This is a genomic window from Marinomonas sp. 63XJN7_9_ISO-PGPR-S23-217 (assembly GCF_056173515.1).
Genome location: NZ_CM149678.1, coordinates 2,892,855 through 2,915,200 on the forward strand (window position 1 = coordinate 2,892,855; position 22,346 = coordinate 2,915,200).

The 22,346-nt window shown below is 45.4% G+C and carries 20 protein-coding genes; 15 read left to right on the forward strand and 5 right to left on the reverse strand.

The genetic code is table 11. The features are described from left to right. The 3 genes from AC0VYI_RS13500 to AC0VYI_RS13510 all read right to left on the reverse strand — a co-directional run bounded on the left by AC0VYI_RS13500 (position 1) and on the right by AC0VYI_RS13510 (position 3,396). Positions 1 to 1,020: an alpha/beta hydrolase family protein gene (locus AC0VYI_RS13500; protein WP_475443503.1), complete on the reverse strand. Its 1,020-nt coding sequence runs from the start codon at positions 1,018 to 1,020 to the stop codon at positions 1 to 3. 114 nt (positions 1,021 to 1,134) lie between these two features. Further along, positions 1,135 to 1,773 carry an alanine--tRNA ligase-related protein gene (locus AC0VYI_RS13505; protein WP_475443504.1) on the reverse strand — a complete coding sequence of 213 codons (639 nt, stop codon included), beginning with the start codon at positions 1,771 to 1,773 and terminating at the stop codon, positions 1,135 to 1,137. Positions 1,774 to 1,929: 156 nt separating this feature from the next. Further along, positions 1,930 to 3,396, reverse strand: coding sequence for an anion permease (locus AC0VYI_RS13510; protein ID WP_475443505.1), 1,467 nt, complete (start codon positions 3,394 to 3,396; stop codon positions 1,930 to 1,932). Positions 3,397 to 3,706: 310 nt separating this feature from the next. Between AC0VYI_RS13510 and phnF the strand changes: the two genes are divergently transcribed. From phnF to phnE (AC0VYI_RS13580), 14 genes are all read left to right on the forward strand, one after another. Further along, entirely contained in the window at positions 3,707 to 4,399 is a 693-nt protein-coding gene (phnF, locus tag AC0VYI_RS13515; RefSeq protein WP_475443506.1) for a phosphonate metabolism transcriptional regulator PhnF, read from the forward strand. After that, the gene (gene phnG, locus AC0VYI_RS13520) at positions 4,399 to 4,869 is read left to right on the forward strand and encodes a phosphonate C-P lyase system protein PhnG (protein ID WP_475443508.1); all 471 of its coding nucleotides are present in this window, start codon (positions 4,399 to 4,401) and stop codon (positions 4,867 to 4,869) included. The genes phnF and phnG overlap by 1 nt, the downstream gene beginning before the upstream one ends. Positions 4,870 to 4,871: 2 nt before the next feature. After that, a complete protein-coding gene (gene phnH / locus AC0VYI_RS13525) occupies positions 4,872 to 5,498 on the forward strand; it encodes a phosphonate C-P lyase system protein PhnH (protein WP_475443510.1) in 627 nt (208 codons plus the stop codon). Next, positions 5,499 to 6,611: a carbon-phosphorus lyase complex subunit gene (locus AC0VYI_RS13530; protein ID WP_475443512.1), complete on the forward strand. Its 1,113-nt coding sequence runs from the start codon at positions 5,499 to 5,501 to the stop codon at positions 6,609 to 6,611. After that, positions 6,608 to 7,528: an alpha-D-ribose 1-methylphosphonate 5-phosphate C-P-lyase PhnJ gene (locus tag AC0VYI_RS13535; protein ID WP_475443513.1), complete on the forward strand. Its 921-nt coding sequence runs from the start codon at positions 6,608 to 6,610 to the stop codon at positions 7,526 to 7,528. The genes AC0VYI_RS13530 and AC0VYI_RS13535 overlap by 4 nt, the downstream gene beginning before the upstream one ends. Then, positions 7,521 to 8,327: a phosphonate C-P lyase system protein PhnK gene (gene phnK / locus AC0VYI_RS13540; protein ID WP_475443514.1), complete on the forward strand. Its 807-nt coding sequence runs from the start codon at positions 7,521 to 7,523 to the stop codon at positions 8,325 to 8,327. The genes AC0VYI_RS13535 and phnK overlap by 8 nt, the downstream gene beginning before the upstream one ends. A gap of 25 nt (positions 8,328 to 8,352) precedes the next feature. Next, complete coding sequence (gene phnL, locus AC0VYI_RS13545) at positions 8,353 to 9,078, forward strand: phosphonate C-P lyase system protein PhnL (RefSeq protein ID WP_475443515.1); 726 nt, start codon at positions 8,353 to 8,355, stop codon at positions 9,076 to 9,078. A 16-nt stretch (positions 9,079 to 9,094) separates the two neighbouring features. Further along, positions 9,095 to 10,231: an alpha-D-ribose 1-methylphosphonate 5-triphosphate diphosphatase gene (phnM, locus tag AC0VYI_RS13550; protein WP_475443516.1), complete on the forward strand. Its 1,137-nt coding sequence runs from the start codon at positions 9,095 to 9,097 to the stop codon at positions 10,229 to 10,231. Between the two features lie 65 nt (positions 10,232 to 10,296). Continuing rightward, entirely contained in the window at positions 10,297 to 10,881 is a 585-nt protein-coding gene (gene phnN, locus AC0VYI_RS13555) for a ribose 1,5-bisphosphokinase (RefSeq protein ID WP_475443518.1), read from the forward strand. Positions 10,882 to 10,894: 13 nt separating this feature from the next. After that, positions 10,895 to 11,740 (forward strand): phosphonate metabolism protein PhnP, encoded by an 846-nt coding sequence (gene phnP / locus AC0VYI_RS13560; RefSeq protein WP_475443519.1) that lies wholly within the window; start codon positions 10,895 to 10,897, stop codon positions 11,738 to 11,740. Positions 11,741 to 11,958: 218 nt separating this feature from the next. Then, entirely contained in the window at positions 11,959 to 12,729 is a 771-nt protein-coding gene (gene phnC, locus AC0VYI_RS13565; RefSeq protein ID WP_475443521.1) for a phosphonate ABC transporter ATP-binding protein, read from the forward strand. 38 nt (positions 12,730 to 12,767) lie between these two features. Then, a complete protein-coding gene (gene phnD, locus AC0VYI_RS13570) occupies positions 12,768 to 13,697 on the forward strand; it encodes a phosphonate ABC transporter substrate-binding protein (protein ID WP_475443523.1) in 930 nt (309 codons plus the stop codon). Positions 13,698 to 13,751: 54 nt separating this feature from the next. Further along, the gene (gene phnE, locus AC0VYI_RS13575) at positions 13,752 to 14,621 is read left to right on the forward strand and encodes a phosphonate ABC transporter, permease protein PhnE (RefSeq protein WP_475443525.1); all 870 of its coding nucleotides are present in this window, start codon (positions 13,752 to 13,754) and stop codon (positions 14,619 to 14,621) included. Then, positions 14,618 to 15,526, forward strand: coding sequence for a phosphonate ABC transporter, permease protein PhnE (gene phnE, locus AC0VYI_RS13580; protein WP_475443526.1), 909 nt, complete (start codon positions 14,618 to 14,620; stop codon positions 15,524 to 15,526). Before phnE (AC0VYI_RS13575) ends, phnE (AC0VYI_RS13580) begins: the two co-directional genes overlap by 4 nt. Positions 15,527 to 15,651: 125 nt before the next feature. On the opposite strand, the gene AC0VYI_RS13585 is transcribed toward phnE (AC0VYI_RS13580), so the two are convergent. Next, positions 15,652 to 17,118, reverse strand: coding sequence for a DASS family sodium-coupled anion symporter (locus tag AC0VYI_RS13585; protein WP_199475838.1), 1,467 nt, complete (start codon positions 17,116 to 17,118; stop codon positions 15,652 to 15,654). 202 nt (positions 17,119 to 17,320) lie between these two features. Then, on the reverse strand, positions 17,321 to 18,292 hold the full coding sequence (gene rluC, locus AC0VYI_RS13590) for a 23S rRNA pseudouridine(955/2504/2580) synthase RluC (protein ID WP_475443528.1): 972 nt from the start codon (positions 18,290 to 18,292) through the stop codon (positions 17,321 to 17,323). A 465-nt stretch (positions 18,293 to 18,757) separates the two neighbouring features. On the opposite strand from rluC, the gene rne reads away from it, so the two are divergent. After that, positions 18,758 to 22,252: a ribonuclease E gene (rne, locus tag AC0VYI_RS13595; RefSeq protein WP_475443530.1), complete on the forward strand. Its 3,495-nt coding sequence runs from the start codon at positions 18,758 to 18,760 to the stop codon at positions 22,250 to 22,252. Positions 22,253 to 22,346: the final 94 nt, after the last annotated feature.

The following is a 22,346-nucleotide window of genomic DNA, read 5'->3' on the forward strand; positions in this document are numbered from 1 at the left end:
TTAGGACTGACGTAGAAAAGACAAAATGTCCTCATACATAGCTTGATGCAGCGCCTTTCGTGAACGTCCCTTACCATCTCGACAAACAATCCCATCACCTGGGTTTTCTTTGTCGATCATCGTTATCGCCCCCGGTTTACAAAGCTGAATGAAGCTAAAATGCGCAGCATCAGGATAGACAATGTAATGACGCCTGTTTTTAGGAATATACTTTGCGAGAAAACCCGATTCTTCCGCTTGCGGTAAATCGCCAATATCAACACCTGCGGCGAGTATCAGAGTGGGTGTGGTCAAAGTTTGTAAACTGTGACGTGACAAGCTTCGTGCTAGGCCCAAATCCAACGAAACGACTCGCTTGATCCGCTTGTCTTTTAGGCTGCCTGTTGGCTCACCGATTTGCGGCTTATCCAAGCCCAATTCAGGCATCAAACCACATATTCGAGGATTTGGCTTGGCAATGCATTCCTGCTTCAACTGGCCTCGATCAAATTGCGCGCCCGCTAAAAGCATCACAGTCCAGCCTCCCAAAGAATGTCCTATAGCGGTAATATCATGCCGATTAATGTTACGACGCCACATGGATGAGCGTAACAACCAATCCAATAAACGTGATATATCTTGGGGGCGTTGCCACCATTGCGCAGCCGCTTGTGGTGAGCGGTCGAACGTCGTGGTGCCAGGGTGATCAACGGCAGCGACTATATAACCCTCTTGAACCAACTTAGTTGCTAACCAATTTTGATTACGCCAGTTCCCGCTATAACCGTGAGAAATGACCACCAGCGGAAAATTTCCTGTCATCGGCGTCCCAATTCGGACCACATCCGTTCCAATAAACGCTGCATTTTCAGCGACTCTCTCTACTGGAAAACGCGTCTGTGACGGATACCAAATACTGGTTTTTAAGGGTCTATCACTGTCCGGATACAAAATAATTTGCTCAAAACCCACCGCATCTTGTGCTATGACTTTACTGGTCATACTCACTGCCAGTAACATCAAAACCAACACTAATTTCATTACTTCACTCCTCATAGTGATTGCAAACACAATCACTATGAGGAAAAGAGAACCATAGAACGACCTAAAACAAGATCGAGGACATAATACAAAACACGGGGTCGGCAAATAGGGTCATACCAGATAAATTTCGACTCGCTCTTTCCCTTTGCCTATATTTTTGCGTTTTAGTTTGATGCGTCCCACTTCTGAGGTGCGGTTAATATGGGTGCCACCGCAAGGCACTTGAGCAAAATGTTCGACCTTCCAATAACGCCGCCCCTTTTGTACATCCGAAAAGTCTTTCTCGATGGGCAAATCAGCATCAAACAACGACTGAGCTTGAGCTTGTATCTCGGGTAACATGGGCGAGATGCTTTCTGGCAACTCAAAATCAATACGGCTTTTCGATTCTGAAATGTGCGCACCCATTTTTTCAAGATTGGGAATTGCTTTATAAAACAATTCAAGAACCACTTCCGCAGCGAAATGCAGACGCATCAAGTTGTATCGCCTTGGCCAATCTATTTTGACATCAACGGTTTGCCCAATCTGAAAACCTGCAGTCGACTCTAGCGTATAAAGAATCGATTGATCCCTTTTCTCAGCGCTGACTACCTGGTAACCGCCAATCGTGCCCCCATCACTTTCTTGGCCACCCGACTCCGCATAGAAAATCGTTTCGGCAAGTTCAACTTGGTTTCCATCCAGTTTGCTAATAGTCGTCGTCAGTTCAGTCTGATACGGATCCACCCAAAATTGTTTTTTTGTCACGTTCCTTTCTCCTCAGCTACGTCAAGCCAAAAGCTAATGCTTCATGTTACCCAGTAGAGAAAGGAAATACAGTCAAACGTGAACCTTTACAAGCAAAATGATGACCTACCAGAGACCTTTGCACGAAGCCGCAAGCACGACCGTCATAAAAGGTCTCTACCAATAACCCAGTACTTTCCACCATAGACCACCAACAATGCCCCAAACCGAGAGGTTCACTAGGCTCATGATGAATCCCATAATCCACCAATCTTCCATGGACACATAACCAGAGCCGAAGATAATTGGCGATGTGCCTGTGGCGTAGTGAGTCAGTGACATCATCAAAGAAGAAGCACCAGCAAGCAATAGACCAAGGTACAAAGGAGGTGCGCCCAATAACAAACCCGCAGCGTAAAAAGCCGCAAACATGGCGGTGATATGGGCCGTCGTACTAGCGAAAAAGTAGTGCACATAGAAATAAGTTGCCACCAAGATCAACACCGAAATTTCCCAACCAAAGCCTAAATGCTCAATATTGCTTTCTACCACGGTGGAAAACCAATGCACCAAGCCAAGCTTGTTTAAAAAGGTGGCCATCATCACCAAGGCAGAGAACCAAACAACGGTATCCCAAGCGGATTTTTCCTTAAGAACATCCTCCCAACTTAATACACCTGTGACTAAGAGCACCGACAATCCTAAAAAAGCGACTGCGGTTGTATTAACGGCAAATGCCGAGCCAAACAGCATCGCAGGTACACCGGCCCAAAGGATCAGTAGGAGAGCAAACACCGCCACCATGACTTTTTCACCGTAGCTCATTACCCCCATTTCACTGAGTTTGGATTTGGCAAAGGCCCTCGCATCCGGTGTGCTTTTCACCTCTGGCGGATAAATGGCGTAAACCACTAAGGGCACAAGCGCAATACACACTAAGCCAGGCAAAAGAGCCGCCAATGCCCAAGTGCCCCAAGTGATGCTAATGTTCGCTCCAGTTGCATCGGATATGAGCTTCACAATCAAGGGATTGGGAGCGGTCGCTGTAATAAACATGGCCGAGGTAATCGGATTAATATGGTAATTCACCAAGGCTAAGTAATGACCAATTTTTCGAGACGAGCCCTCTTCTGGTGAAGAACCAAAACTGGTTGCGATGGATTTCATAATGGGATGAATAATACCGCCACCACGGGCAGTATTACTCGGCGTAACGGGGGCAATCACTAATTCCGAAATCGCCAAAGCATAGCCAATACCAATGGTTTTCTTGCCAAATAGAGAAATAAAATAATAGCCAATGCGATTCCCTAACCCCGTTTTAGCAAGCCCACGTGAAATCATAATAGCAATACCGATCAACCATATAAGCGAGTTCGAAAAGCCACTTAACGCATCTTTGATCGCACCTGAGGGGGAATTATTAGTCACTCCAGTAAAGGCAACCAAAGTGATCGCCAGAATTGCAATGGCGCCAATGGGCATCACTTTGCCAATAATCGCAACGACGGTCCCCACAAACAAAGCCAGTAAATGCCAAGCGTTGGCAGAAACCCCTTCAGGCACTGGCACGACAAACCAAATCCCCAACGTCACAACGATCGAAATCATTCCTGGGACAATTTTTACACCACCCACCTTCATACATATTCCTTTTACAACAACACGAAAAAGACTTTAAAAGGGCATAATAACGGGACAGCCAAAGTCTGGTGATGACTTATATCAGATAAGCTTTGATCATGAGTAAAATAGGAAAAGTAAGAGGATAGTCTGACTTTATTTCATTGCTCGGCAAAAAATCACTGTCATGTATTCTTCATTTTTTTGACTTGTCTAGATAACCAAACCGTCACAAACCTCCCCTAACATGATTTCAACAAACCCATAATTTGTTTCTTTTTTTGTCTTATAAATTTGTCTAGACAAACCAAGAAATATGAATGAGAACATCATGGCCATTTATTTAGATATTGCCCAACAACTAAAAAATGAAATTCACCATCAGTACGAATCGGGTGATTTACTACCAGCCGAGCAAAAGTTAGCCAGTCGCTTTAATGTCAATCGGCATACCGTTCGTCGCGCTATTGATGAACTGGTACAAGATGGTTTAGTAAAACGATTTCAAGGGCTTGGTAATCAAGTGACCCGACCTGCTATTGATTACTCCCTAAATAACCAGTCATGCTTTACCTACAATCTCTCAAAAGCAGGTTTAACATTAGACACTCAGGTGCTCGAATGCTGTGAATACAAGCTTCCCCAAGAGCTTGCCTTGCGCCTTAAACTGAGCACAAAACAAGAGGTATTGTTAATCAAAACCTGTCGCTCTATTAATAAGCAAGCCACCACGCTGATCAAACATCACTTGTTTGGCGTCGACAAAGAGATTATGAGCCAATACCAATCGGGATCCTTACACGGCTTTTTAAAAGCACACTATCACTTTCATGCCACCCGAGGCACCACACGACTTAAAGCCCGAATGCCAACCTTTGATGAATGTCAGCAGCTACAAATTGGTCGTGGGGTTCCAGTCATGGAGATTCATTCTCAATATTATCTAATCGAAAGCGGTGAGCTGATGGAGTATTCAATTAGCATCAGCCGCAGCGATATTTTTGAATACAGCGTGGAGCCTTAATGATGCCAAGTGAAAACCTTACCGAGTCAAACCAACAAGCGCGACAGCATTGGATGTCAGTAATGGCAAAATCACGTTCAGAAACGTTAATCGCCTTATCAGATACTTATATCAATAAACATCGCTTTGAAACCATCCGCGCAGCCGAAGTAGGACTAACCCAAGTGCGTGGTCGCATGGGCGGTACCGGGTCTCAATTTAACCTTGGCGATATGACCATGACCCGATGTGTGGTGCGTTCCAGCAATGGTCATTATGGTCACAGCTACATAGCAGGACGCAATAAAGAACACGCTACTCGCGCTGCACAACTGGATGCCATGCTACAAGACCAAGCCTACCAACAAGACTTGATAACCAACATTATCCAGCCTTTGGCACACCACTTAGCCGAGCAGAAAAAAAGGAAAGCGAACGAAGTCGCCCAAACCAAGGTGAACTTTTTTACTCTAGTGAGAGGAGAAGACTAACCATGACCACACCTACCTTAGTGAAAGGTTTCCAACATATCATTCATGACAGTCAAATAGTTTTTCGACAATTACTCAAAGCCATGAGCGAGCCCGGCTCTCTGGTTTCAGTGATTTCACCTGAACCCATCGATCATCTCAATGCCAGCACCTTCGCCATATGCCAAGCCATGCTAGACCAGCAAACACCGCTTTGGCTATCACCCCATTTTCATACCACGAATATAAAACACAATCTGCATTTTCATACAGGTGTGTCCATGGTTGACGAAAGCCAACAAGCCCTATTCGCTTTGCTTTGCCCCGATGATTTGGAATCATTTGCCGACTTGTCTCAACACTTTTCGCAAGGAACAAATGAATACCCAGAAACAGGCTGTACCCTGATCGTACAAGTCAGCAGCATAAAAGACGACCTTTCAAACGGGGTGAATTTACGCCTCACTGGGCCTGGCATAGAAACGGCGAAATTCGTTTCTATCAGTGACCTTCCGCTTGCGTTATTGGACTACTTATCAAACCAAACAGGAGAACGAAATGCCTCTTTTCCACTTGGTTTGGATTTTATCTTCGTCGATCAAACGCACTTAGTTTGTCTACCCCGAACCACTCAAGTGGAGGTACTTTAAATGTACGTTGCCGTTAAGGGTGGAGAAACCGCCATAAACAACGCACACAAATTACTCGACAAAACCCGTCGTGGTAGTTTGGACATTCCTGAATTATCAGTGGCACAAATCAGCGAGCAATTGCCTTTGGCGGTTGCCCGTGTAATGACTGAAGGTTCCATTTATGATCCGCAGTTAGCGGCTTTGGCTATCAAGCAATCCGCCGGAGATCTGGTTGAAGCCATTTTTTTATTACGTGCCTATCGCACCACACTCAGCCGCTTTTATAGCAGCGATCCAATCGATACCACACAAATGCAAGTTGAACGGCGTATTTCAGCCACCTTTAAGGACCTTCCCGGTGGACAACTGCTAGGCTCCACATTTGACTATACACACCGACTATTAGACTTCACTTTACTTGCCGACGGCCGAACACCCGAAGAACTCGAAACGATCACCTCGACCAGCCAAGAAGATGATGCCGAAGCCATGACTCGCGTACTGCAAATGCTGGAGCGAGAAAATCTTATGGTGGAGGAAATCGATGAACAAACCACACCCACTGACATCACCCAAGACCCACCAGCTTACCCTTGCCATCGCAGTGCTCGACTACAAGCCCTCGCCCGTGGTGATGAAGGTTTTTTACTGGCACTGGGATACTCTACTCAGCGGGGGTACGGGCGAAATCACCCTTTCGCGGGAGAAATTCGCACAGGCGACGTCACCATTAGCATCACCCCAGACGAACTGGGCTTCACTATCGATATAGGTACTCTGCAAGTCACCGAATGCGAAATGATCAATGGCTTTAGCAAGTTAGAAAACGATGATATTAAGTTCACTCGCGGCTACGGGCTGGCCTTTGGACAAAACGAGCGTAAAACCCTGTCCATGGCTTTAATCGACCGCGCCTTGCAAGCCGAGAAATACGGAGAAGAGCGTGTTTCTCCGGCCCAGCAAGAAGAGTTTATCTTATCCCATTGTGACAACGTGGAAGCCGCAGGCTTTGTTTCTCACTTAAAACTTCCCCATTACGTTGACTTTCAATCTGAGTTGGAATTATTACGTCGCCTTCGCAAAGAGAGGATGGATAACGAACAACAAGGTGCCTCAGGAGAACAAGCATGAGCATTTCTTCTACTACATCGATAAACAAAGCCACTCTTGAGCCCATTAAAGACGGCTACAATTTTGCTTATCTTGATGAACAAACCAAACGCATGATACGTCGTGCGCTTCTCAAAGCCGTAGCAATCCCTGGTTATCAGGTACCCTTTGGTGGCCGAGAAATGCCCATGCCTTATGGTTGGGGAACGGGTGGAATACAATTAACCGCTGCGCTCATCGGTGAATCTGATGTACTAAAAGTCATTGACCAAGGGGCCGACGACACAACAAATGCCGTCAGTATTCGTGCCTTTTTTAAAGCCTTAACGGGAGTCAAGACAACGGAAAACACCGTAGAAGCCAGCTTGATTCAAACCCGCCACCGTATTCCAGAAACGCCATTAAAAGCCGACCAGATTCTCGTTTACCAAGTGCCTATTCCTGAACCGCTGCGCTTTATCGAACCCAGCGAAGTGGAAACGCGAAAAATGCACGCCCTACAAGACTACGGCGTTATGCACGTCAAACTCTATGAAGACATCGCCCATTTCGGCCATATTGCGACTACTTACGCCTACCCGGTGCAAGTCAATGATAGATACATTATGGACCCATCGCCCATTCCAAAATTTGACAACCCAAAGATGCATCAAATGCCAGCCTTACAGCTGTTTGGCGCAGGACGCGAAAAGCGTATTTATGCCATTCCACCTTTCACTAAGGTCAAAAGTTTAGACTTCGAAGACCATCCGTTTGAAATACAAACATGGCAAGAGCGTTGCGCAATTTGTCACTCAAAAGACAGCTTCTTAGACGAGGTCATCATCGATGATCAAGGCACTCGCAGCTACATCTGTTCAGACACGGATTACTGCCGACAGCAGGTAAGCAAAAACGAGGCGACTCCCTCCCAAGCTGGAGAAAAAACTCATGACTAATACCCAGTTGTTCCAACAAGATCGTTCAAATGCACCGTTACTCAAAGTGAACAATCTGACCAAGCTGTACGCCCCAGGAAAAGGTTGTGAAGACATTAATTTCGATCTCTATCCCGGTGAAGTATTAGGTATCGTGGGTGAATCAGGCTCTGGAAAGTCCACATTATTAACTTGTCTATCCGCCCGCCTCGCACCAAATGATGGCGAGGTACTGTATCTCAACCGAGAAAATAACTGGCTTAACCTATACCAACTATCAGAAACCGAACGTCGTTACTTATTAAGAACCGAATGGGGAGTGGTCCACCAGCACGCCCGTGATGGTTTACGCATGGGGGTCTCTGCTGGAGCCAACATTGGTGAGCGCCTGATGGCCATCGGTGAACGACATTACGGGAAAATCCGCGAAAAAGGCATGAAGTGGATGCAAGATGTTGAACTGGACGTGGATCGCATCGACGATAAACCCGCCACCTATTCGGGCGGTATGCAGCAGCGTCTTCAGATTGCCCGCAATCTGGTGACGCACCCAAGAGTCGTTTTTATGGACGAACCGACCGGCGGTCTCGATGTGTCGGTACAAGCCCGCTTGTTAGACCTGTTACGCACCTTGGTTACCGAGATGAATCTATCAGTGATTATCGTCACCCATGATCTGGCGGTTGCTCGCTTGCTGGCCCAGCGTTTAGTGGTGATGCGCCACGGCAAGATAGTCGAAACCGGACTGACCGATCAGGTACTCGATGATCCGCAACATGCTTACACCCAATTATTAGTGTCTTCCGTGCTGACCCCTTAATCCTCTTTAACAAGGTAGATTTAACATGACAACGATGATCAATGTGGAGCAGCTCAGTAAAACCTTCACTTTGCATAATCAAGGCGGTATACAACTGCCTGTTTTAGACAAGGTTGATTTACAGGTTTTTGCCGGTCAATGCACCGTGCTGCATGGCGACAGTGGTTCAGGTAAAAGCACCTTGCTACGTACTTTATACGCCAATTACCTGCCAAGCTCCGGTGCCATTTACGTTCGTCATCAAGGAGAGATGTTGGATTTAGCCCGAGCCTCTAGCCACCAGCTGCTAAGCGTCAGACGGGACACAATGGGATATGTCAGTCAGTTTCTGCGCGTGATTCCCCGTATCGCCACGTTGGATGTGGTCATGCAGCCGCTAAAAGAGCGAGGGGTTGCCGACAAGGAAGCCAAAGACAGAGCCGCCGACCTACTACAAAAACTCAATATTCCTGAACGGCTATGGTCACTTGCCCCCAGCACTTTTTCGGGTGGTGAGCAGCAGCGGGTCAATATTGCCCGAGGATTCATTCAAGATTACCCGATTTTATTGCTGGATGAACCAACCGCTTCTTTGGATCAAAAAAATGCTGATGTCGTCGTGCAATTGATTAAAAAGGCGCTCGCCAACAATACCGCTGTCGTCGGTATCTTTCATGATGCGCACGTTCGTGACGCTGTTGCTGATCAGGTCTTTTCAGTCTATAGCGATACCTCCCATGCAAATGATCAAACACCATCGCACATAAATTGATGCTGGAGCACTCACCATGATCTTAACCAATGCTCGAATCGTCTTACCAAATGAAATCATCAAAGGCACCCTAGTCATCAATGAAGGGGTCATCACACAAATAGATCAAGGCAATGTTTCACTGCCTACGGCACTAGATTGCGAAAATGGTTACCTAACCGCTGGCATGATAGAGCTGCATACAGACAATATGGAAAAGCATTTCACTCCACGACCCGGCGTCAACTGGCCGGCCATCCAAGCCTTTAAGGTGCACGATGCACAAATGGTTAGCGCAGGGATTACGTCCGTGTTCGATGCCATCTCGGTGGGGGATGTCATCGAAGGCAGTGAACGATTAAATAACCTAAGCCGTATGGTAGAAGCGCTCAATGAATCCCGTGACCGTGGTTTAACACGTGCAGATCATTTCTTGCATTTACGCTGCGAAGTCAGCCATAAAGATACGTTAGCAAACTTTCACGCCTTATTAGAGCAAACGAACGTGCAGTTAGTATCGGTGATGGATCATTCTCCAGGGCAACGTCAGTTCGCCAATATAGAGAAATATCGTGAGTACTATCAAGGCAAATATAAATTATCCAATGCGGAGATGGAGGCCTTCATTACTCGCCAACTGGATGACAGCCAACGCTATAGCGCACTGTTTAGAGAAGTCATCTGCGACACTTGTCACAATCGACATATTCCTCTTGCCAGCCATGACGATGCCACGATTGATCATATTGAAGAATCACATCATTTCAACATGGTGATTGCTGAGTTCCCCACGACGAAGAAAGCGGCAAAAGCAGCCCATGAAAAAGGTATGAGTGTTTTAATGGGCGCTCCCAACGTTGTTCGTGGCGGCTCTCATTCAGGCAATATTGCTGCTCATGAACTCGCTTCCGCTGGGGTATTGGATATTCTCTCCAGCGATTACTACCCCGCCAGTCTTTTGGAGTCGGCTTTTAAAATCGCACGATTAGAAGATAATGATTACGACATTCCAAAAGCGATGAACCTAGTCAGTCTTAATCCCGCAAAAGCCGTTGGTTTACACGGCAGAGGGTTAATTGATTTAGGGTGTAAAGCGGATCTAATTTGGAGTAGCGCGAAGGAAGACCATGTGCACATTGAGCAGGTTTGGAAAAATGGTCAACGTGCTTTTTGACCCCAAACCTCATCCATGTTGACGAGTATTATCACGATAAACCGTCTGTAAAGTGAAACATAGCGATGAAAAAAACAAGCAAAATCCTTTATTTAATTGGTGCTTCAGGCAGTGGTAAAGACTCGATTATCTCCACGTTACGCCAGCATATTGACGTTTCTCAGGCGCGGCCAAACCTAATGGTTGCTCATCGCTATATCTGTCGAGATTGGCACTCTGGCAGCGAAAATCATATTCAGTTGAGCGAAAAGGAATTTTGTCAGCGCAAACAATTAGGGCTCTTTGCCTTAGATTGGCAAGCCAATGGCCTACGCTATGGCATAGGCCGTGAAATAGACCTTTGGCTGGCACAAGGGCAAACGGTGATTGTTAATGGTTCCCGTGGCTATTTATCCACCGCAAGAGCGTTATACCGTGAGCAGTTAGTGCCAGTATTGATCACAGTCGATGAGGCCATCTTACGTCAACGTCTTATCGACAGAGGACGAGAGTCGCTTGATGACATCGACTCACGCATTATTAGGAATCAACAACTCACTCGGGAACAAAAGTTACTCGCTGATTGCTACAGGATTGACAATAGCACGCAAATTGATCATGCCGTTAAACAACTGATGGCGTATATCAACCGTCTATTGGATCATCAGTAAAGGAGTCAGTCATATGCTAAAGCGACCTGAGAAAAGACCAATCTTAGAGCAAACCAAAGCGGCGAAATCTCTATTAACGATTCGTATTCTTGGCTCAGGCAACGCGGCACAGGTTCCTGTGTGGGGTTGTCACTGCCTAGCCTGCGAGCGCGCCAGACGAGATCATTCCTTTCGCCGTGGCCCTTGTAGCCTTGAGATTCGTACGGAACTTGGCACCACACTAATCGATGCAGGCTTTAGTGATTTGGCTGAGCGCTACGACTTCGAAGAGATAACACGCATTGTGTTGACGCATTTTCATATGGATCATGTACAAGGGTTATTTCATCTTCGCTGGTCAGAAAGAGCGCAGAAAATTCCAGTCTTTCGGCCGGATGATGAAAAAGGCGCAGACGATCTCTACAAACATCCTGGCGTACTGGATTTTCAAGCGCCTTTTATTCCATTTAATACCGTTCAACTTCAGGATTTTTCCATTACGCCTTTACCCTTGATTCACTCTAAAATTACCTTGGGCTATGTGATCGAAAAAGACGGTTTCACCTTCGCCTATCTGACGGATACCGTAGGATTACCAGATGCTAGCTTGGCTTTTTTAAGAAACAAAATCCTCGACTGTCTGATAGTAGATTGTTCCGAGCCACCGACTCCAACCGCGCCAAGAAATCATAACGACATCAACCTTGCCCTTTGGATGTATAACACCCTAGAGCCCAAGCAAATGATACTGACCCACATTAGTCATCGACTCGATTGTTGGTTGTTAGAACATAAGGAAAGTTTACCAGCCAATATAAAGATAGCCAGCGATGGACTGACAATATATCAAAACACAGAATTTTCATCAGGAAGACATTAAAAATATATGATAAAACGATATTAAAAATTTTATCTTACATTCTCCCCCCCCTTTAATGGCATTTTAATATGCCATGATTCATTACGTTCGCTATTTATAAAATCCATCCAGTTATTTTATAAAACTTTTTATTCATCCATTATAAAATCTTTATTTAATAAAAATGTAAGATAAATATGTTCTATTGGTTTTATTAAAACTCATCGGAACAAAATCATATGCAACCTGAAAAACTTCTTTCCATTGTCAATTTGGATAAAAGTTATGGAAACCATCATCCCGTTATTAAAAAACTCAGTATGGATTTATACGCAGGTGAGTTGGTGGCCATCATTGGGCGATCTGGCGCGGGAAAATCGACACTTTTGCATATGATTAATGGCACAATCAGCACCACCGGTGGCGACATCATCGCCTTTCCCGATAGCGATACGCCTCAAAAAGCCCACTTATTAAAAGGCAAAGCACTGCGCCATTGGCGCTCTCAATGCGGCATGATTTTTCAAGATTTTTGTTTGGTTCCTAGATTAGATGTGATCACTAACGTGCTATTAGGAAGATTAAGCGATACGGGTACGCTGCGCTCTTTATTTAAATTTTTTCCCAAGAAAGATGTGGAACGTGCCATTGAATTATTGGAATGGACAGGGCTAATCAACCATGCCTTACAGAGGGCGGAAAACCTATCTGGAGGTCAAAGTCAGCGTGTTGCCATTGCCCGAGCATTGATGCAAACACCGCGTATTTTATTAGCCGATGAACCAGTTGCATCTTTAGACCCCAAGAACACTCACCGAGTCATGGAAGCTCTACAAGAAATCAGCGCACAAAATATTGCGGTGATGGTCAACCTGCACTCCATCGAACAAGTGAAACAATACTGTTCCCGCGTTGTTGGCATTGCTTCAGGAGAAATTATTTATAACGGCTCACCAGATGGACTGACCGAGGACATTCAGCAACGGATTTATGCAAACCCGGCCTCTTAGGCACTCATAATACTTATCTCAACGAGGATATTCAGACAATGAAAACCAAACTCATTAGCCTACTTTTAGGCTCGACGATTTTAGCCTACAGTGCCACCGCTTCTGCCGCTGTTCGTGAATTAAACTTAGGCATTTTAGGTGGTCAAAATGCCACTGAGCAAATCGGCGATAATCAATGTGTCAAAGCATTCTTAGATAAAAAATTGAATGTTGATACAAAGTTACGTAATTCATCTGATTACTCTGGCATTATTCAAGGACTCATCGGTGGCAAAATCGATGCCGTTATCAATATGTCTCCGTCAGGCTATGCTTCTGTTTATATCAACAATCCTAAAGCGGTTGATATTATTGGTATTACTGCAGATGACAAAGATCAATCTAAAGGTTATCACTCTGTGGTCATCGTTCGCGCGGATAGCCCTTATCACAAATTGGCGGATTTAAAAGGCCACTCTTTTGGTTTTGCTGACCCAGATTCAACCTCGGGATTTTTGATACCGAACCATGTTTTTAAACAAAAATTTGGTGGCAACAAAGACAACGACTACAACCATTTTTTCAGTTCAACGACTTTTTCTGGCGGTCATGAACAAGATATTTTGGGCGTATTAAATAAACAGTTTGATGGCGCCGTGACTTGGACATCCATGGTCGGCGATTATAATAAAGGTTATACCGCCGGCGCTTTCACGCGTTTAATGCGTGTAGATCAGCCTGATTTGATGAAAAAAATTCGCATTATCTGGGAATCCCCATTAATTCCAAATGGCCCAGTGATTATCCGTCATGACCTACCTGCTAAGTTCAAAAAAGAATTAACTCAGGCGCTTTATGATCTCGATAAAAATGACCATAGCTGCTTTGCTAAATCAGCAGGCGGTAAGGTTCATATGGTTCCAGCTTCGGTCAAAGATTACCAAAACATAATCGATCTAAAACGTGAGCTTATGCAAGGTAATCGTTAATTCCAGCAGAAACAGCAAAGACCAAACGCAGCCATTAAAAGAGAAACGCGGGATATGCCAAGCCAAACATTTGAATCTTATTATCAACGTATTCGACAACGTCAAAAACGTGAGAGTTTACTTTGGTCTATCGGAATTTTAATCGTCTATTTTTATTCAGGTTATCTATCCGAATTTAGTTTATCAGTCGTTTGGCAAGGCATACCGCATTTTTTTGACTACCTGTCGGATATTTTGCCGACTCTGCATCTTCCGGTTTTATTTGCTGATGGTCATACCAAGGGGTCTTTCGCCTATTGGGGGTATCGCTTAAATATTCAGATCCCTTTATTAGGACAAACCATTGCCATTGCTATTGCCGCGACTTTATTTTCAAGTTTAATGGCAACCTTTGCCTCTTTTCCTGCTTCCAATAACACGCAAATACATTGGTCACTACGTTATGGCTTGCGTTCTATTGCTGCGTTTTGTCGAACAATGCCGGAACTTGCTTGGGCCGTTATGTTTGTCATGGCGTTTGGCGTTGGCCCCATCCCAGGCTTTTTTGCTCTATTTCTACACAGCTTTGGATGCCAAACAAAATTGTTTTATGAGACCGTGGAAGTTGCCTCTGACAAACCCGTCCGCGGCCTTCGTGCTTTAGGGGCCAGCCGATTAATGCGAATGCGTTATGGACTGTGGCCTCAGGTAGCACCCACCTTTATGTCCTATACCTTTATGCGCCTGGAAACCAATTTTCGTCAATCCACTATTTTGGGCTTGGTTGGCGGCGGGGGTATCGGTCAAGAGCTAATGACGTCAATTAAACTCGATCATTACGATCAGGTCAGCATTGTGCTCATACAAATTATTCTCGTTGTCTCATTACTGGATTTTATATCCGGTAAGTTACGTCATCGTCTATTAAAAGAGATGTCAGTATGATAAATCACAGCAATACAATATCAACATCAGAGCGCTCTAATAATGAGCGGCAATATGCTGCAATCTATGCCAGCAGAAGAAGACATATGGTGATCACCATATGTCTGGGCCTTATTATCCTCTTGTATTATATCTTCTTTTTTTATTTCAATGGATTAACACCAGAACAGATGTTTCAAGGGCTTGATAAACTGGGGCAATATTTTGCTCGAATGTTTATTTGGCGCAATGTCAGTCAGTGGCCATTTGGCTACTACTTTACACAAATTGCAGTGACATTAGGCATTGTTTTCGCTGGCACTTTCACAGCAACATTACTCGCCCTCCCTCTCTCTTTTTTAGCCTCTCGAAGGGTGATGAACACGTTTGTTTTAGCCTCTATTTCCGTTGTCATACGACGTCTTTTTGACATTATGAGGGGGATAGACATGGCAATCTGGGGGATGATTTTTATTCGTGCCGTGGGTATGGGGCCCCTGGCCGGTGTCATGGCGATATTTATTCAAGATACCGGGTTACTGGGCAAACTGTATGCTGAAAGCCACGACGCGGTTGATAAGCGCCCCAGTCGAGGATTAAGCGCCTTGGGAGCAAATCACCTACAAAAGCACCGATTTGGTATCTTTACCCAGTCCTTTCCGCAATTTTTAGCCCTAACACTTTACCAAATAGAGTCCAATACCCGTTCGGCAGCGGTTCTTGGTTTCGTGGGTGCTGGAGGAATAGGATTGGTCTACGCGGAAAATATGCGACTTTGGAACTGGGACGTGGTGATGTTTATTACACTGGTTCTCGTCTTATTAGTAATGCTTATGGACAAAGCCTCAGAACTCTTGCGCAAAAAATACATCATCGGCGAGGACATCCCGCTGTTTAATCAGACAACACAACATACAGAAAAATAAAAAGCCTTAACCCCCACACCCAAGCAAGAGTTAAGGCAAAACAGTACAAGAAAAAGCTAGCACCACTCTTTCTCTATCAGGCGCAAGAGTATTTAGACAACCTCTTCGCGCCACTCAATCCATTATTACCAATAACCAAGCACCTTCCACCACAGGCCGCCCACCACGCCCCAAATCACTAAGTTGATCACGCTCATCAAAAAGCCCGCTTTCCACCAGTCCCCCATGCTAACGTAACCAGAACCAAAAATAATTGGCGAGGTTCCCGTTGCGTAGTGTGTCAGTGACATCATAATAGAAGAAGCCCCCGCAAGTAGAAGACCAAGATATAATGGTGGCGCCCCTAGCGCTAAACCTGCAGAATAAAAAGCGGCAAACATGGCGGTCACATGGGCCGTTGAACTGGCAAAAAAGTAATGGGCATACAGGTAGACGCAGACAAGAATCAAAGCAGACGCTTCCCAACCTAGACCAAAACCTGCAATGTTGCCCTCAATGACATGAGAGAACCATTGCACTAAACCTAGCTTGTTTAGATAGGTTGCCATCATGACCAAAGCGGAAAACCAGACAATGGTATCCCAAGCAGACTTCTCTTGGAGCACATCCTCCCAAGTCAAGACACCGGTAACCAACAACACAGAGAGCCCCATGAAAGCCACTGTTGTGGTATTCACAGCAAAGGCTTCACCAAAAATCATCCCAGGAATGTTTGCCCACAACAGCAGCAACATAGCAAATACACCAATCATGACTTTTTCGCCGTAAGCTATTGGCCCCATTTCTGCCAATTTCGCTTTTGCTTGCTGGCTGGCGTCAGGGGTTTCTTTTAACTCTGGCGGGTACAGCGCATAAATAATCATTGGTAAAAGAAGAATACACACTAAACCAGGTAATAAAGCGGCTAATGCCCATGTTCCCCATGTAATACTGATCTTCGCCCCGGTTACATCGGCAATCAATTTCACAATCAGCGGATTGGGTGCAGTCGCCGTGATAAACATACCCGACGTGATGGTGTTCGCGTGGTAACTGACCAAAGATAGATAGTGACCAATTTTACGAGAGGTCCCTTGCTCTGGAGAGGAGTTAAAGCCTGCCGCAATGGATTTCATAATGGGGTGAATAATGGCCCCACCGCGGGCTGTATTACTAGGGGTTACTGGGGCAATAACCAAATCAGACAAGGCTAAGGCGTAACCGACACCAATGGTTTTTTTACCAAAAACAGAAATGAAGGCGTAGCCAATACGACGCCCCAACCCTGTTTTGGTTAAACCACGCGAAATGATAACAGCAATCCCAATCAACCAAATCAAAGAGTTAGAGAAACCACTTAGCGCATCTTTAATCGCAATTGATCGATTTGCATTGGTCACACCAGTCAAAGCAACCAGAGCAATCGCCACTATCGCAATCGCACCGATTGGCATCACCTTACCGATAATCGCCGCAATGGTTCCGACAAACAAAGCAAGCAAATGCCACGCATTCGCAGATACACCCTCTGGCACTGGGATAACAAACCAAATCAGCAATGTCAGCACCACTGAAATGATCCCGGGTACAATGTTTATACCACCAACTTTCATCTCAACTCCTTCCAAAATCGATAAGCTCCCACTCAAGGGTGGGATGTCGGCGCGATTCTAGCATGGAGAAATTCAACTGTATGAATTCTGACACTTTAGATACTTATGTAACTAAAATTACTGACCATCCGGTCAATATGATGCGTAAAAATAAAAAAAGGACTGATATTTACCAATCCTTTCTATTAATTCAAGCTAAACATCACCCAAACTTTGCTTCGAGCTTCTCATTCATTAAGCTTTGCCATTCTTTATCTAGAGGCGCCTCAAACAGCATACGCTCACCATTTAACATAATGTCTAAGCGTGTTGCATGTAGACACAAGCGCTTAAAGCCCAACGCTTTAGTTTCTTTTAAGCGCTCTGAAGGCGAGTACTTGTCATCACCGACAATGGGATAACCTGCGTGAAGCGTATGCACACGAATTTGATGTGTTCGTCCTGTAACGGGCTCACATTCCACTAAACTATACCCTTCAAATTGTCTGACCAACTTAAAGCGCGTTAAACTCTCTTTGCCATCAGTATGAACTTTAACAATCCGCTCACCAGATTTAAGTTCATTTTTCAGCAACCGCGCATTCACTTGAAGCTTGCGCTTGGGCCAACTTCCATAAACCAGTGCTAAATAGGTTTTCTGTACACCTTCTTTTTCCCGCAGCGCTGTATGCAATTCTTTCAGAACACTGCGTTTTTTAGCGATCATGATCAAACCCGAGGTATCTCGATCCAATCGATGAACAAGCTCAATGAATTTTTCTTGTGGCCGCATCTGACGAATCACTTCCACTAAACCAAAACTGAGGCCACTGCCGCCATGCACCGCCAGACCTGATGGCTTATTAACGACGATCAACCCTTTATCTTCGTAGACAATGCGCGACTCGATATCATTTTTTAAACGATCTGGCAATGTGGGTTTCTCCGACTCCGGGGCAACCACAATAGGCGCAATACGAACGATATCGTCATGGACCAATCGATAATCGGGTTTTGTACGTTTTTTGTTAACGCGGATTTCACCCTTTCTAAGTAGGTTGTAAATTTTTCCCTTTGGAACACCTTTTAGTAAGGTAACCAAGAAGTTATCGATTCGTTGACCGGAATTATTGTCATCAATGGTGACATAACGAACCGCTGGACGAGGGGCTGAATTTTGTTCTGAATCCGACATAACCAAAGATTGGTTTCCTTTATAATTGAAGCACTTAGTTTTTACTGCTATATTCACATTCGCAGAGGGTAAGAGGCAACAAAACACCTCGAAGATAAGACGCTGAAAATGAAATATATAGCCGAAGCGACACTTCGGCCCCCTATCTTACCTCTGTAACAGTTAAGCTTAAATAATAAACCGCATGATTCGGATAATTCTGTCTCAGTGGAAGAATTTTTCATTAGTTGCATGGCCGTGCGTTCGCGTCGTTTGGTAAAAACGCAAAAAACGAGACTGGTATAGAGACTTTTTGTTATTGATTTGGCGGCGACCGCATAAAAACGTTTTATTTTAATAAACGCACCGCGCACTCCTTTGCTAAATACAACGAAATAGCACCTCAAGACTTGGGTCAGCGCATCTAACTGTGGCTCTCTTTCACTGAACATTTGTTCGCATCAGCTAACAGAGTTCACATATATAATGATTAGAATGTTAATAAATGCAACTCAACAAGAAGAGTTGCGAGTCGCCCTTGTCGATGGACAGCGTCTTTATGATCTTGATATCGAATCTGGTTCACGCGAACAGAAAAAAGCCAATATTTATAAAGGCCGTATCACTCGTATTGAACCAAGCTTAGAAGCTGCTTTTGTAGATTACGGCGCGGAACGCCATGGCTTCCTTCCGTTAAAAGAAATTTCTAAAACCTATTTTTCTAAAAAATCGAACCACGATGGCCGTATCAACATCAAGGATGTGTTAAGCGAAGGCCAAGAAGTTATCGTACAGGTTGATAAAGAAGAACGTGGTAACAAAGGTGCTGCGCTCACCACATTTGTGAGTTTGGCTGGTCGTTACTTGGTATTGATGCCAAACAATCCTCGCGCTGGCGGTATTTCCCGCCGTATCGATGGCGATGACCGTTCACAACTCAAAGAAGCCATGTCTGGTCTTAATACGCCAGAAAACGGTGGTTTGATTGTCCGTACTGCGGGCGTTGGTCGCTCTACAGAAGAACTGCAATGGGATTTGGATTATCTAGATACCCTATGGAGTTCCATCACCAAAGCCGCATCGGAAAAACCTGCTCCATTCTTAATTTACCAAGAAAGTAACATTGTCATTCGTGCGATTCGCGATTACCTTCGTGAAGACATCGGCGAAGTATTAATCGATGAAAAAAGCGCTTACCAAGATGCCATCAACTTTGTCATGCAAGTCATGCCGCATTTCAAATCGCGCATCAAAATGTACACGGATTCTACCCCACTATTTAACCGCTTTCAGATCGAAACTCAGATTGAAACAGCTTTCCAACGTGAAGTCCGTTTACCTTCGGGTGGCTCTATCGTTATAGACCCAACAGAAGCCCTTGTGTCTATCGACATTAACTCTGCCCGCGCCACAAAAGGCGGTGATATTGAAGAAACGGCACTACAAACGAACTTAGAAGCCGCTGACGAAATCGCCCGTCAATTACGTCTTCGAGACATTGGCGGCTTGGTAGTCATTGACTTTATCGATATGACCCCCGTTCGTAACCAAAAAGAAGTCGAAAACCGCATGAAAAATGCACTGGAAGCGGATCGTGCCCGTGTCCAGCTCGGTCGAATTTCACGCTTTGGCTTATTAGAAATGTCACGTCAACGTTTGCGCCCTTCTCTTGGCGAAACCAGTGGCATCGTCTGCCCTCGCTGTAATGGCCAAGGCTTCATCCGTGATGTTGAGTCTCTGGCCCTGTCGGTACTTCGCCTTATCGAAGAAGAGTGCTCGAAAGAGCGTACGGCTCAGATCCGTGCCGTATTACCGGTCTCTGTGGCAACCTTCTTGCTGAACGAAAAACGCACTAACATTGCGAAAATCGAGAAGCGTAATAACGTTCATATTATCTTAGTGCCCAACCCGCACATGGAGACACCACATTTCGAAGTTGAACGTATTCGTGATGACAGTTCAGTTGTCTCGCAAAATGAAAACAGCTACACCTTGGTTGAAACACCAGAACAACCACCTTACGAACCTCGTCAGGTTAAAGAAAGTGCTCGACCACAAGCAGCAGTCACCAGCATTGCACCTAAATCCCCTGCGCCAGCTCATACTGTGGCATCCCCCTCTCCTGCAGAACAAAGTACGAAGAGCGTGACGACACAAAAACCAGGCTTACTCAAGCGCATAATAACCGCGCTATTTGGTGAACCTGAGCCTACTCCTGCTGCGAAATCAACGCCTGCAAACAAAGCGCAAACCAGCAAGCCTGCAGCAAAAACTGAGCGCAATAGTGGTGAACGAAATACTGAGCGCGATCGCAACAATGAACGCCCAGCCAGCAAAAATGCGAACCGTAATAATCGCAATAAACGCAGTAAGCACCAAAATGCTGATCGTGATAATGCAGCTGAGGCAAGTAAAGAAAATAGTCGTTCGACTCGTCAATCTCGTCGTGAGCAAGCGGAAGCTAGCGCGAAAGGTAATCGCAACAACACCAATACACGCGCGAATAACAAGCAAGAGTCTCAAGAGGCGAAATCCGACAGGAAAGACGTCTCTACTAAGGCACCACGTCAAGAGAAGTTTGTTCCAGAAGTTGTTGAGCGTAAACGCGAGAAAAACGAAAACATCCGTCGCAGCGGCAAGCTCAAAGAGGAAGCCATTGAAGCCGAAAAACTAAAAGAGCAAGAAGATGCTGCTTTAGTCGAAGCTGCTGCTCAAGCAGAAGAAACACGTCGCAATGATGAAGCAAGTAACGAAGATGGTACGCCTCAGCGTCGCTCTCGTCGTTCTCGCCGTTCTCGTAAGCCTGCTAACAGAAATGAGGACAGCAACACAAACGAAGAAAGTGAAGTAGAGCAAGCCACTCAGGAAGAAAGCAAACAGGAAAAAGCGCCTGAGACTCAAGAGCCAGCTCGGACAGAAGAAGCAGCCTCTTTCGATAAAAAAGCATCTGAAGACAATGCACCTGAAAGCAATATTTCTGACGACACGGCATCTGAAGAGAAGGCATCTGTAGAAACAGCATCTGAAGCAGCTCAACCTGTTGAAGCCACTGAAGAGATTGCCGGTGCACAAGCTCCGCAAACTGCTGCTGAGCAAACGGATACCGTGAGCGAAGAGAAGGCTGAGACAGAAGTCAAACAGACCAGTGCCGTAACAACAGAGACTGAAGAAAAAGCAAACGTCGCTCCTGAGCCACGCCCTGCCAAGCCAAAAATGTCTGCGAAAGCGCAATTAGGCGATGTCCGTGCCACACCATCTCAAGCAGAGCAAACTGAAGTGTCATCCACTGAAAGTACTGAGCAGGCACAACCAGCCGAAACAACGGAATCGGCTGAGAAAGCTGAATCCGCTGATATCACCGAAGAGACCGCTTCTTCTCAAGAACCAGTTGTTGCTGATGAGCCAGTCGCAGTCACACAACAACCAGTTGAAACAGCAGAAGCAGAATCAAGTGAAGCAAAACCGGAATCGTCTGAAGCAGAAGAAAGTGATGCCGTAACGACAGACTCTCAGACAACCTCTGCAGAAACAGAAGAAGTGTTAGTAGAAGAAAGTAAGCCGTCTGAGCCTGAAGCCGCAAACACGGCCTCTGAAGCAACAGAGCAAGTAGAAAGCGTGGAAGAATCCAAAGAAGAAGCTGTATCCGACACGGCAACAGAAGCGCCTACTAAATCAGAAGAGCAAAGCGCGCAAGAAGATTCCACTAATGGTTCTGCTCGACGCATTCGTACCCCTCGCCGAGGACGTGGCAAAACGGTTACAGCAAAGCCTACTACAGCGCCTAAAGAGCCAATTGAGCTCCCTGAAGCCATTCTTGCGCAACAGGAAAAAATGAAGCAAGAACTGGCAGAAAAGCGTCAGAGTAGCTCGTCATCTCGTCGAAGATCGTCTACAGGTCGGGTGAAAAATGATCCTAGACTTGAAGAACAAGCTGCTCAAACAGAAGAAAATACCGTTACGGAGACATCTGAAACAGAATAAGTTTTCACCATAAAACATAAAAAGCCCGCTTAAAGCGGGCTTTTTTGTGACCCCTAACCATCGATTGCAATATTCTTAGGGCCATTACAATACG